The organism is Amycolatopsis circi, assembly GCF_003385235.1.
Taxonomy (GTDB): Bacteria; Actinomycetota; Actinomycetes; order Mycobacteriales; family Pseudonocardiaceae; genus Amycolatopsis; species Amycolatopsis circi.
Genome location: NZ_PQIA01000207.1, coordinates 1 through 12,214 on the forward strand (window position 1 = coordinate 1; position 12,214 = coordinate 12,214).

The window sequence follows — 12,214 nt, forward strand, 5'->3', positions numbered from 1 at the left end:
TGCCCGCCCGAACCCGGACCACCGCCCGCAGCAGCCCCGCCTCCGCCACCCGGCGAGTCCCCGATGTTGAACATCAGGCCGTCAAGCCAGCTGCCTGCTTTCGACGCAGGTTGACCCACGATGCGCACCCCTCAAGCGACATGTCACCACCACGGTGGGGCAGCCAGCGCGAGACCTCCCCAACCGTTACTGTAATCGATCAGTAACGCCAGGGTGTGAAAACCGGCGACTTCGTCGTTGGCCAGCGGATCTCTGTAGCGGCAAGGAACTCGGCACTGGCGTCGAAAGGTTCGGTCACGCGTACTCCGGAAAACCCTTTTTGGCGCTGCCACCTGCTCCGCAGTACTTGGTCACCTGGGGAACAACCAAACGCTGACAATGTCCGGCAGCGCGGCGGTCAACTCGAAACTGGGTTGCGGAAGCTGGCTGCGCGGCTGCCGTTCATGAAGTGCCGGTATTGCTCCTTTTCGTCGCTTGCGCGGCGGCGTCGGTGGTGATCGTGACTGGAAGCGTCTCGACCGTCGCGAGCGTCGTAGCGACCGGGGCTGTCGCACCGGGCAGTCGTTCAGAGCGGCCTACGACGAGCGCGCCGTTCGACGCGTTCCAGCTGATCCCCCCCTGCTGGAAGTCGTTGCGCCTGCCTCCCGGGATCCCGTACTCGTCGCTGGGGACAGCCGGGGAAACGTGCGTTCTCAGCCTCGTTGACTCCTATTTCTCGCGGATGGCTCTGTGGCCGGACAACTCGCCGCCACCTGCAGAGCAACCTCTCGCACGCTGACGCCAGCTGCCAACGGGTCCGGACGTGCCGTCGAGCAGCCCGGCGTCCATCGACGGGCAGATCGCCCCGCCGTCCCTCGGCTGCTCGGCGCCGGTGACGGAGACGATGGTCATGACGTTGCTCGGCAGCCCGCGAGCGAGGCTGGTGGATGTGCTGGGGTTGATGCAGCGAGATGCCCGACGTTCCGCGACACCCGCTCTTTGTGAAAGCCCCTCACACCAAGGTTCGGCGCGATGGATACTGCCAGTCCACCAGCCGAAACCGAGCAGATGGCTCTACGCGGAGGCTGGGTGCTGGGACGGGCGGCAACACTGGAGCGGGTAGCAGCCGCCCTAGTAGGCGTGGCTGGCATCGCAGTGACACTGTGCCGACGGCAGGACGCACTGTGGAACCAAGCGGTGCCCCTGCTTGACGGCACAGTCGGTTATCAAGACTGTCCGAATAGGACATTTGTCTAATGGAGCGGCCTTGCAGGCTGTGGTTACTCGGACGAGTTGTTCTCGGTGGGGCCGAGGGCGTTGAGGTGTTCGCGGATTTGGTCTGCCTGGTGGGGGTCGAGGTCGGTCAGGATGCTGAGGGCTTCGTTCCAGGCGTCTCTGGCCTCGAGCGGCCGGCCGATGTCGTTCAGGACGGTCCCGAGATCGCCGAGAGTCACCGCGTAACTGTAGGTTCCGGGGCCTGCATACTGCAGGTGCAGGGCGGCGGCCTGCCGGAGGCAGTCGACAGCATGGTCGCTGTGACCCTGCTGGTGGTAGACCTTCGCGATGCATCGCAGTGGCCAGGCTTGGCCTCCCGTGGCCCCGATCGCGATGAAGATGTTCAGGCCCTGCCTCAGGTGGGTTAGGGCTTGGTCGAGGTCGCCCATGCCGCGGAGAGCGTTGCCAAGGTTCGTCAGGTTGACGGCTTGGTTCCGTTGGTGGCCGATTTCTCGAACGATATCCAAGGCCTGGCGGCTGTGATCAGCGGCCTCGCGGTATCGCCCCAGCTCGTTGTAGACGTGGCCGAGGTCTCCCAGCGCGGAGGCCTCTCCGAACCTGTTGCCGATGCTCCTCCCGATGGTCAGTGCCTGCTGGTGGTGGACGATGGCGTCGTCGTAGCGGCGTTCCCCCCAAAGTGCTTCACCGAGATGACCGTGCGCCCAGCGTTGGCCGAGTTGGTGGCCGAGGTGCTGGGCCGCGGCAAGGCCGAGCCGGTGAACGGCGATTTGGTCGGCGACATGATGGTGGTCGGCCAGGTAGCAGTCGACGGCGTTGGGCAGTTGCCAGCCGACGGTGTGCTGGCCGACCGTGGGGGCGCGCCGGATGATGGCCATGAGGTTGGCGTGTTCGGCGGTGAACCATGTGCGGGCATGGTCGCTGTCGGCGAACGTCAATGGGTGGCAGTCCAGTGGGCGGGGGTCGATCGGGATCTCGGGGTGTTGCGGATAGAAGGCGAATAAGGCTGCATGGGCGGTGTGGAGATACCACTGGAACAGCCGCCCGGTCGCGTCTTCTCGTTTATGGACTGGCTCGTCAGCGGACCGTTCGGCGGCGTAGTCGCGCAGGAGATCGTGGAACTGGTAGCGGTCGCGTCCAATCTCGGTGAGCAGGTGAACCCCGGTTAGTACTGCGAGCAGCCGCTGGGTGTCGGCGGTGGTGGCACCGGTGAGGGCGGTGGCACTAGGGAGGCTGATGCTGGATCCTGGGTGGAGGCCGAGCAACCGAAATACGCGGGCGGCCTGGTCGGGCAGGGCGTGGTAGGACCAGGAGAACACGGTGCGCACGGCGGTGCTCTCGTCGTCGTCGGCGGCGAGCACGTCCAGCCGGTCGTGCTCCCCGGCCAGCTCCTGCACGAGATCGGCCACACTGAGGTGCGGGCGGTCGGCGATCCGTTCGGCGGCGATCCGCAACGCGAGGGGCAGATGGGCGCAGGATCGGGCCAGTTCGGCCGTCGCCTGGGGTTCGTGGTCGGCGCGCGTGCGCCCGATGATCTCGCGGAGCAGGGCGTATGCGTCGTCGGGGGCGAGGACGTCTAGGCTGATGCGGTGCGCGCCGTCACGGGCGACGAGCCCGGACAGTCGGCTGCGGCTGGTCACCACCACCATGCAGCCTGCTTCGCTGGGCAGCAGCGGCCGGACCTGGTCGGGAGCCGCGGCGTTGTCCAGCACTACCAGCATCCGCCGTCCGGCCAGCACCGACCGGTACAGGCCCGCCTTCGCGTCCACCTCCGGCGGGATCCGTTCTGCGGGCACGCCGAGGGCGCGCAGGAACGAGTCCAGGACGTGGTGGGCGGTCAGCGGCGGGCCGGAGTCGTAGCCGCGGAGATTGACATGCAACTGCCCATCGGGGAACTGGTCTTTCACCCGGTGCGCCCAACGAACCGCCAACGAGGTTTTGCCGATCCCGGCCGCGCCGGCGATCGCGGAGATCACCACCGCTGACGGCCGCCCAGACCCGGTGTTGCCCAGCAACGTGTCCAATATGCCCAGCTCGGCGTCGCGGCCGGTGAAATGTGTGACCGTAGGCGGCAACTGCCGGGGCTGCGGAATCTCCGAGGAGCTACTCGCGTGGACGTGAATGTCGCCTGCAACGTCGCGGGCCTGCACGATCTGCTCCGCGCCTCCTACTACAGCATTGACGACCTTTCCCGCTGAGTTCTCCTCGTGGTCCATGAGTTCCCTCCTCCACCCGGGTTTTAGGGTGACAGCGCGACGCGGTGCGCGGTAACGAAAACACCCGATTAGCTGCCTCTCCCGCAGGGATCGCATGATGGAGATACGGCGGCGGACGTCGGCGGCGTTGCGCGCCCCGTCTCCGGCGGAGACGTGCTGCCAGGTGATGGCAACGCCGATGTGGATGCCTAGCATGCGAGCCAAGAACTGCTCGACTTCCGTGAGTCGGGCTACTAGAACATTGCCGACTGGCCTATGCCCCGTGTGAGGCGGAGCTAGATACTGTCGGCGCGCATGGCGGCGAACCTCGTCTGCGGGAGGTGAAGTCCGCGGACGAGGTTCGGCTGCGCGCCCGGCTCAGCAGATGATGTCGTCTCTGGAGAGAGTGATGCTCTTCGCCGGTCATGAGCTCGCGTCCGGGTCCAGCGAGCAGCGCACCCAAGCAGGCGATCTCTTCTGGTTCCGCGACCCTGCTGAGGGGAGTGGAATCCGCAGCCTGTGCCAAGCAGCCGGGAAGACCCGAGCCGGGATGCTGCGCTCACGGAAAGTCCTGGAATGAGCTGGGCTGCGATAAACAGCCAGCCCGCCCGACCGCAGTGCACCCGAGGTCTCCCGGGTCCACTCAGTTCCGTTGACATCCTTGAAAACCGTGGCGATGACCCTCACCGCATACGCGATCTCCACTAGGACGTGCGAAGATCTTCCTCGTCGTGGTCAGCATCTGGCGAGGACACGAGCGGCGGGTGGTAGTGAGTTTAGTAGGTCCACTGCCATTGTCGGCACCATCGGCGGAGAGGGGTTGCTCAGGCCCAGCTTCAATGGTCCTCGGGTACGACCCGGAGGTTGCTACCCACCGACGATCTCCCCGCGGAAGAACTGCCACAGGCTGCAGTCCAAGGAATGATTGATCTCAGCAGCCCAGACTGAGGTGTCGTCGTCCTTTCGGGCGCACTACGTACGGGATCCGGCCGAGTTATCCGCAGCACTGGCTCAACCGGCGCGCGCCTTCGAATGGTTCCGTCGCGGGGGCCTTGGGTCATTTCAAGCGGATGTCTGTACGGCCGGGCAGTCGCTGCTGCTGAGAAGACAAGTGAGAAGTCCGCGGACCTTCTTGCTGCTGGGATTCGCCGTGCTTGGCAGCGAAATGGACCAGTGTCCTGGTGGATTCCTTTTCGGTGAGAGCGATTCTGGCGAGTTCGGCGACGGCTTGGGTGTAGTAGCCGGACCGGTCGTGGACGAAGGAACCCGAGATCACGTGGTTGATGCAGACTACGGGCTGGTGCAGTTCGTAGCGAGTCCAACCGCTGGACAAGGCAGGGTGGCAGCTGATGCCGGAGGGCACGACTCGGACGGTGACGTTGGTGCGCTTCTGGTTAAGCCTGGCCAGATGCCACAACTGTGCGGCTGTGGTCTCGGCCGAGGCGACGAGGCCGTGAACGACCAGTTCGCCGATGTACGCGGTGACAGGCTTGGCCTTCGGTCCGCTGATCATCTTCGCTCGGAGTTCCCGCAACTCGGCCAGTTCGGTGGTTCGGTCACGGCTCTGACCAAGGGCGAGAAGTACTTCGTTGGCATATTCGGGGAGCTGCAGCAAATCAGGAACAAGCGTAGGCTCCCAGACGGTTGCCGATTTGGCCGTCCCTTCCACATCGAGCAGGGTAGCGAGGTAGTGAGGCATGGGCTGGTCCCCTGCGATCACCACGCCCGCGGTGAGACTTCGGGCGAGGTTCAAGATCCGCTTCTTGTCCTCGCCGACGACTCCAAGCGCGCCCAGATAGCCCGCCACGTCCTCTGAGGACGGGGTGCGCTGGCCACTCTCCCAGTTCGAGATCAGCGAGGGATTGGTGCCGATCCTGCGGGACAGTTCGCGGAGCCCCCATTGGGCCTTGATGCGCAGGCGGCGGAGGGCTGCGCCGAGGATCATGATCCGCGGTTGATCTGTCGTGTGCTCGTATTTGCTGGGCGGTATCACTTTTAATGTCTTCTCGCCATGACCTCGTCATCGATGACCATCGACACGGCAGGCGGTCCTCGGTGCGGATGGGGTGTGCTCAGGTGTTGTTGGCGCGTTCGCCTTCCGGGACAAAGTTTGCCGCCCGTAGTGGCAGGAGTTTGGCAAGCGCGGCAGTCGGTCGTGCGTACCTGGTGGATCGCCTCGGCTGTCAGGCGCTGCGCGCTCTGCGATCGAGCTGGTCATGGTTTCCACGCCCGCCAGGGAAAGTCGGAGGACAAGCTGCCGTCTGCGAGCACATCTGCGATCGCGGACGGACGTAACAGGGCGGCTTCGGGCTCGCCGCACCAGCGGTGCGCATAGGGCTCGTGGCCAGTGATGTCATCGTTTTCGGCGAGAGTTGCATCAAAGAGAAACGACAGGACCGTCGAGGAATCGTGTTGACCGCTCTCGGCCTCATGCTCAATCACGCAGCAAAAGTCCAGTCCGGTGATCGTTGCATCGATCTGGTGGCGCAAGGTGCGATGCAGCGCTTGCTCGACTGGTTCGCCGTCTCGAACTGGGCCGCCCGGCAAGACAAGCGCGCCGGTCTCGTCGGTCAGGAACAGGATTTCCTCGTCGCGACCTATGAGAGCGTGAGCAGCGACTCGAGGACCTGGTCGGTAGCTGGCATTGTTATTCATGGCGGGTTTCCCATCACTGTGCGGGAAGCCAGCCGAGATGACTGGCTGGCTCGTGCGGTGGGCATGACGTCCTCGGCCGCGCAGTCCTGCTTCGCGCGAACTTCCTCTCGCTAGCGGTGCGCGGCGGCGAGATCGCGGTCTTTAACCGGCCACGCGATCTGTGTTGCAGTCCAGTCGTCCAATGGCCTTCGGCGAGTGACAGAAGGCTGGCCCAGGTCGGTCGCCCCATCGTTCGGAGACTCTCTGTGTTCTGCGGGAACTGGTGCGACGCCCTGCCTGAGACAAGGTTGGTCGAGCACAGTTGTCGCCTCCTCTCTTTCCCGAGACGGGTACCGTCCTCGTCGGAAAAACACTTGATGCACCACAACGGAGCCATGAAGAACAAATGGCAAGAACGTGAGGTGTACCGTTGGCAGGCCGCGCATGTCAGGCTGCCGCTATCAGCGCGCCGAACAGTTGACCTCTGTCGCATCCGCACAGTTCGGCGAGCTTGTCCTGCGCAGGCCCGGGAACTAGCAGTTGGCCCATCGATTTCCGGGGAAGTTCCCTCAACCGAATTGCCGCCCACTGTGCGAGAGAGTGCTCGGACCGGGCCAATTTAGCCAGGTTCAAGACCACCATGCCGTCGTTTATCACGTCGTTGTACACCCGATCGATCAGGCGACCGGGAGGCAGCCGCAATGCGGTGCAGTACGACCCGAACCGGGCGACAGTCATCGCGCGCATTCCGTACTCGTGTGAGGCGATAGCCTCGTTCGACTGCCCTAGGCCCATCGCGATCACCAGATCAGGTCGTGTCCATCCCCGACTTTGGCGCGCTGAAAGGAGTTCTTTGCCTAGAGCCTTGAGGAACTTCGCCTCGATGTCCACTCTGTTGTCCTCGCGGCGGTCAACGGCCCGTGTAGCTGCCTCGGGTGCGTTGTCTGCGAGGCTTGGCTTCTCTCTGTTGGTCATGACGCTCTCCTGGCAGGGAGCCTTCGTCCATGAATGCGGTATCGGCGAAAAGGCCGAGGTCGGCGATGCCGTCCGGCTTGCCCGCCCTGGATGATCACAAGAACCGCCCGCTGCTTCTCACGTTGCCGTTGGCGGGAAAGCCGAATGATGCGAGCGCACTCCGCGCATTTGGCACCGGGGGCCGAGATGGCGAGTGAGCACTCCAACTGCCGACCACAGACGCTGACGAGAGGTATGCCGTGTTCGCGAGTTCGGTAGAAGGCCTCGTCGGTCACCTCGTGCTGGATGCCGTCGCGTCCGCATGTGTAGGGCGTGGTCCACAGGCGTTGGACTGGTCCTGCCATTCCAGACACCTCTCATTCGGGTTGGAACGCGGTGGAGGCGACTGATCGGGGACAGTCGCCTCCACCGCGGCTGTGGAGCGGCGGACGGGCGAGGGTGCACGGGCGTGCTGAGGATGGGGTGGCGGTGCACGCCGTCGTGCTCGACCTCGCCCGCCGCCGGGATCCCCAGAGACGTCTCGCGCTGTCGATCCGGACGTCCCGAGGTGGCACTGCCTTCGAAAAGGCGGTCAGGCATTGATCTCGCGGGATCTCTGCTAGGCCAGGAGGTGTGCGGCGTCCTGGGTTTCGTCGCGTCGTGCCTTGCCGCTGGGCAGTTCGGATGTGTCGCCCAGTGCGGTTGTCGATGATGGCGCGGAACCCTGCAGTGCAGGCCGTGCTGAACTCGTCCCATCTTCATCGGGCTGAGCACCGGCCGCGAGATCAACGGGAGTCGTCGCAGCAGGCAACATGGCTATCACTGGAAAGCACCCTCCTGCTCGTCGGTGTTAGTGGTACCTGGCCGGACTTGTGTCTGTCGTTGGGTCGGCCAGCGTCCGTGCGGCGGATCCCTGACCCTCTTGCCGGTTTCGTGGTCCGCCGCTGTGCCACCACTAACGAAACCCCAGTTCAAGCCCGTAAACCACCCAACGAAACCATGATCTTGAGGGACCGGAACTCACTGTTCAACGGGGAGAAATTGTTCCATACTGGGATCGGCGTATGGTCCGCGCAGACTCGCCTGAAGGGGGACCGCCATGCCTTCGACCACTCGCAGTGTGCGAAGCAAGCAACGCGAATTGTCAACGCAGCTCCGAGCGCAGTCTAAGACATGGGTGGAGATCGCGTTTGTCCTCGCCGAGCGGTACAACGTCAACATGCGCACTGCCCTGCGGTTGGCCCGCGGGTGGAGCCAGCGAGAGGCTGCCGAACGTTGGAACCGGCGTTGGCCGGCTGAGCCGAAGACTGACAAGGCGTTTTCGTACTGGGAGCTGTGGCCCGCGCCGACGGGGCACGCTCCGCCTCTCGACGTTCTCTGTCGGCTGGCGGAACTTTACGAGTGCAGGGTCGCCGATCTTCTTGCTGATGTAGCCGACTACCGGCCTGCCGACTCGGTCCATCAGGATCGGCAGCAACTGGCAGTGATCGAGAATCCGGCTACGTCCGTGCAGGACATTGTTGCGCGATTGGGCGCGACCGACGTTCACGAGTTGGCCAAGATGGCGACGACGTGGGCACAGGCAGGCGGTTCCGGTGTCAGCCGTCGGTCGTTGCTGCTCAAGATCAGCGCTGCGCTGTCTCTGGCATCGTTGACCCCCGTGCTCACGGAGGAGCCCGCCGATGCCGCAACTTCAAGCGCGGGCACAGAGAGCGGCGATTTCTCCGGAATTTGGCGCAGCCGCTACGTTTACCCGAGTTCCGGCCGCGGCAAGAGCTTCACCGGCGAGCACTATGTCGTTGTACGCCAGCAGGAGCGCCGCTTGATCGGACAGAGCTTGCCACACTCCATCGGGTCCCGGCTGCGGCTGGAATTGGCACTGGACCGAGCTGTGGCAACGGGGACGTGGTGCGAGCGAACGTCCCCGACCGGCTACTACCAGGGTGCCATTTACCACGGGACCCTGCAGCTAGTCATCGACCCGGCTGGTCGCCGCATGTCCGGCAGGTGGCTCGGCTTCGGCCGTGACTTCAAGATCAATTCCGGCGAGTGGGACCTGACCTGGTGCGAGCCAGGTACTTCAAAGCAAGCGCAGCGCGCGTACTACGGGAAGGCCTAGCTAACAAAGCACTGCCATTACCGTGCTTCCCGGCGGGAAGGCCCCGGAGGCGACGCGGGCGAAGATGCCGTACATCATCTTCGCCTCGTACACCCAATCGAGCACCACGCCGTGGCGATCCTCGAAGTCGGACATGAATGAATCCAGCTCGGGCTTTCGCTTGGCGTAGCCGCCGAAGTGGAACTCCGTTTCGAGCGACCAGTTGTGCGTCTCGGCTTGAAACGCCTCGCGTTGGAAGCGCCGCACCTCATCGCTGAGAAAGCTGCCGCCCTTCAGCACACTGAACCCGATCGCGCGCTGGCCCTGCTGGAGACGTGCCGCGATGCCCGCCAAGGTGCAGCCGGTGCCGGAGGCCGAGCAGATGGTGTCGAAATCTTCGGCAATCTCGTCGACCAGCTCGGCGCATCCTCGCGCAGCCAATGCATTGCTCCCGCCTTCGGGAAGTACGTAGCACGGGCCAAACTGATTTGCTATGCGGCTGAGCACGTCTGCGTCGGTCTTGCGTCGATACGTCGTACGGTCCAGGTACGTGAGTCGCATCCCCATGCCCGCGGCAAACGCTAGCGACTCGTTCAGCGGTAGATGTTCCTCGCCTCGAACCACTCCGATGGTGTCGAATCCGAAATGGCGGCCAGCCGCTGCCGTGGCACGCAAGTGGTTGGAGTACGCGCCTCCGAAGGTGAGCAGAGTGCGGTAACCCTGTTCGCGCGCCTCAACCAGATTGAACTTCAGCTTGCGCCACTTGTTGCCCGGCACGTCGGGATGGATCAAGTCGTCTCGCTTGAGCAGGAGTCTGACACCATGCGGGCGGAGACGGTCATCATGCAGCTCGGCAACCGGCGATGGCAGGCGGAGCGAGAGGCCGTCAGGCTCGGCGGGACGATGTGTTGCCACAGGCGTGAGCTTACGCAGCATTGGCAGTCGCTGACACTGAATCCGCGTCTACGGAATTCGGCCGGATCGACCGCGTCCCGCATCGGTTGGCGTCGGCTCGCCCGCGCTGGACGATCTTGTTCAGAAGCGGGAGGCTTTGTTGATGCTGTGGGCCGGGTCGGACTCGAACCGACGGCCAAGAGATTATGAGTCTCCTGCTCTAACCAACTGAGCTACCGGCCCCAACCAGTTCGTCTGCTGACGCGCAGCGTCTTGGTTTGCTCAAGTTAGCACGATGATCCACGGAGACATCCGCACTGGCTGACCGGCCCGCAGGCGATCCGAACGTGCGATTCCCCAGCGAGCGTCGGCGGAACCATGCGGCCGACGCCCTACGCGAGCGTTCTCGCGGGGTGCTGGTAGCGGACCTGCGTCAGTAACAGGCTGGCAAGGCCGAGCACGCCTAGTGCGTATTGCTTCACGTCCGGTCGCTCTTGAATGTTGTGCCGATCGACGTTGCCGAGCGCAGCGACCAGGCCCGTGGCCAAGCTTCGCCAGCCGTCGGTCTCGTTGGCCTGACCGCCCAGCGCGAGCGGACCTTCGGCGGAAAATGCCATGGCGAACAGTGCTTGACCGACAAGCTTCTTCCCTTGTTTGTCGGTTGGCACTCCGGACCAACGGCGGACTTTGTCTTCGAGGTAGATGACTGCCGCGCTGGCCACCTGCGCCCAGCGTTCCTCGTCCACGGAGTGTTTGACGTGATCCCAGAGTCCGGGGTCGTAGCTGCCGCCCTCAACGGCTTTCACGCCAGTCGTGAGGCCGAGTTCGTAGATCGCCGCGTCGATGAGTGCGACCGCGTCGGCGACGCGGTTGCTGAAGTGCTGTGCATCGCGGGCCCTTTCGCCAGGTGCGCCTGTCCAGACTCCGACGGAGTATCTGAGCGCGACGAACTGCTTCAGCACAGATGATTCGCGTCCGAGGGATTTCTCCAGAACTGCCACCACTTTCGCCTTCCACGCTCGGTGGGATGGCGTGGAAGCTTGCAGGAGAGGTGAGGTTTGGGCTTGGCTCTTGAGTTCTTCCAGTTCAGCAATGGCGTGCTCGGGCTTCAAGTTCCCCTCCGGACGATCTGACTACGGGTTCATGGTCACAAGTTGGCTCGGGTGACATCGGAGCCGGCGACGAAGTCGTGCCAAACGTGACGAACCTGTGATCAAGGGCCTGTCGTACAAATCAGTCAGTTGATGGGGCTGCGGCGTTCGAGGAAGACGGTGTCGTGCCAGGTGCCGTCGCGTTGAGCGATGCGTTCGCGGACGCCGACGGGACGGTACCCAGCGCAGTGGTGCGGGGGCGAGGCCAGCGCGGTTGTCGGGGAATACCGAAGCCTGCTGTCGCCGGTGTTGCATTCGGGCGTGCCGTGGCGAGAGTAGGTTGAGTCCAGTTGCATACGCCGGGTGAGGGGAGCCTGCTGGTGGGGTTCGAGGTCGTGCTGGGTGCGTTGATCGCGTGGGCGGTCGGCAAGGCCCGTCGGGCAGGTAAGACGCTGGACGGTGTCGCGGACGAAGTGGTCGACGCGGCCGCGGCGAAGGCTCGCGCGAAGGTGCTGGAACTGGTACTAGGCAAGGTTGGGACCGACTCGGCGGTGGCGAAGCTGGATGAGGAAGTCACCGCCTCTGGCCAGGTCTCAAAGCTGACCCGCACCCGGGTCGAGCTGGCCGTCACCGCCGCCGGGCAGGACGACCCGGACTTCGCAGCGGCGCTGACCGCGGCGGTGGCGGAGGTCGAACGTCACGGTGGTGTCGTGGCCGCGCACGGCGGAACGGTCATCACCGGCACCGCGGCAACATCAGGCTCGGGAGATGCGTTCGGTGCGGTGGGATCGGTGACCAAGGTGGCGATGCCGGACCCTCAGAGGCCGGGCCGGGACTGACGCCCCCCGCCCCGCCGCGCAATACGGCAGCGGCGGCGGACGCCCCGGCCTGGGTCGCCGGGTACGGCCACGCCGGCCCGGGCGGCGTCGCGATCGGTGCCGTCGCCGCGCTCACGATGATCACCGCCGCGGCGGAACTAGGCCCGGCGGTGCTGGTGGAGACGCTGCGTCCAGGCCGAGCCGCTGGTTTGCTCGTCGGCCGCGACGACGAGGCGAAGCGTCTGCTGGACCTGCTCGCCCCCGACCCTGCTCCGGACATCGAGCCGGACCCGGAAACGACCGGGCGGGCGGTGGTGG

The 12,214-nt window shown here is 64.6% G+C and carries 10 protein-coding genes, 1 tRNA gene and 1 pseudogene; 3 read left to right on the forward strand and 9 right to left on the reverse strand.

All coding sequences use genetic code 11. The annotated features are described in order from the left end of the window. Window positions 1-441 precede the first annotated feature (441 nt). The 5 genes from D0D37_RS48970 to D0D37_RS43860 form a co-directional block, all read right to left on the reverse strand. The gene (locus tag D0D37_RS48970) at window positions 442-696 is read right to left on the reverse strand and encodes a hypothetical protein (RefSeq protein ID WP_116206477.1); all 255 of its coding nucleotides are present in this window, start codon (window positions 694-696) and stop codon (window positions 442-444) included. Window positions 697-1,259: 563 nt separating this feature from the next. Next, window positions 1,260-3,428, reverse strand: coding sequence for an ATP-binding protein (locus tag D0D37_RS43840; RefSeq protein WP_162834776.1), 2,169 nt, complete (start codon window positions 3,426-3,428; stop codon window positions 1,260-1,262). Between the two features lie 1,036 nt (window positions 3,429-4,464). Then, on the reverse strand, window positions 4,465-5,352 hold the full coding sequence (locus tag D0D37_RS43850; protein WP_116206470.1) for a helix-turn-helix domain-containing protein: 888 nt from the start codon (window positions 5,350-5,352) through the stop codon (window positions 4,465-4,467). 269 nt (window positions 5,353-5,621) lie between these two features. Further along, the gene (locus tag D0D37_RS43855) at window positions 5,622-6,062 is read right to left on the reverse strand and encodes an NUDIX hydrolase (RefSeq protein WP_116206471.1); all 441 of its coding nucleotides are present in this window, start codon (window positions 6,060-6,062) and stop codon (window positions 5,622-5,624) included. A 426-nt stretch (window positions 6,063-6,488) separates the two neighbouring features. Continuing rightward, the gene (locus tag D0D37_RS43860; RefSeq protein WP_162834777.1) at window positions 6,489-7,016 is read right to left on the reverse strand and encodes a hypothetical protein; all 528 of its coding nucleotides are present in this window, start codon (window positions 7,014-7,016) and stop codon (window positions 6,489-6,491) included. 1,156 nt (window positions 7,017-8,172) lie between these two features. Here D0D37_RS43860 and D0D37_RS43865 point away from each other — a divergent pair. Further along, a complete protein-coding gene (locus D0D37_RS43865) occupies window positions 8,173-9,114 on the forward strand; it encodes a helix-turn-helix domain-containing protein (protein WP_116206473.1) in 942 nt (313 codons plus the stop codon). Here the strand turns inward: D0D37_RS43865 and D0D37_RS43870 are convergent, their stop codons facing one another. The 4 genes and pseudogenes from D0D37_RS43870 to D0D37_RS48345 form a co-directional block, all read right to left on the reverse strand. Then, window positions 9,115-10,008, reverse strand: a complete 894-nt coding sequence (locus D0D37_RS43870; RefSeq protein WP_244223887.1) for a 1-aminocyclopropane-1-carboxylate deaminase/D-cysteine desulfhydrase — start codon at window positions 10,006-10,008, stop codon at window positions 9,115-9,117. It abuts the gene before it with no gap. A 148-nt stretch (window positions 10,009-10,156) separates the two neighbouring features. Next, window positions 10,157-10,230: transfer RNA gene (locus tag D0D37_RS43875), tRNA-Ile, on the reverse strand. Window positions 10,231-10,379: 149 nt separating this feature from the next. Further along, complete coding sequence (locus D0D37_RS43880) at window positions 10,380-11,099, reverse strand: TIGR02391 family protein (protein WP_116206475.1); 720 nt, start codon at window positions 11,097-11,099, stop codon at window positions 10,380-10,382. Between the two features lie 125 nt (window positions 11,100-11,224). After that, window positions 11,225-11,375: pseudogene (locus D0D37_RS48345) on the reverse strand (GNAT family N-acetyltransferase); the annotation flags it as partial. Between the two features lie 83 nt (window positions 11,376-11,458). Between D0D37_RS48345 and D0D37_RS43890 the strand changes: the two are divergent. Together D0D37_RS43890 and D0D37_RS43895 are read left to right on the forward strand one after the other, a co-directional pair. After that, window positions 11,459-11,917 carry a chromosome partitioning protein gene (locus D0D37_RS43890; RefSeq protein ID WP_116206476.1) on the forward strand — a complete coding sequence of 153 codons (459 nt, stop codon included), beginning with the start codon at window positions 11,459-11,461 and terminating at the stop codon, window positions 11,915-11,917. A 116-nt stretch (window positions 11,918-12,033) separates the two neighbouring features. Continuing rightward, the coding region (locus D0D37_RS43895) for a hypothetical protein (RefSeq protein ID WP_162834778.1) at window positions 12,034-12,214 on the forward strand (181 nt) is incomplete at its 3' end.

What these genes read in the sequence shown, in the direction of transcription:
- D0D37_RS43840 (WP_162834776.1), bottom strand. Translation starts at nt 3,428, where the DNA reads ATGGACCACGAGGAGAACTCAGCGGGAAAGGTCGTCAATGCTGTAGTA.
- D0D37_RS43850 (WP_116206470.1), bottom strand. Translation starts at nt 5,352, where the DNA reads ATGATCCTCGGCGCAGCCCTCCGCCGCCTGCGCATCAAGGCCCAATGG.
- D0D37_RS43855 (WP_116206471.1), bottom strand. Translation starts at nt 6,062, where the DNA reads ATGAATAACAATGCCAGCTACCGACCAGGTCCTCGAGTCGCTGCTCAC.
- D0D37_RS43860 (WP_162834777.1), bottom strand. Translation starts at nt 7,016, where the DNA reads ATGACCAACAGAGAGAAGCCAAGCCTCGCAGACAACGCACCCGAGGCA.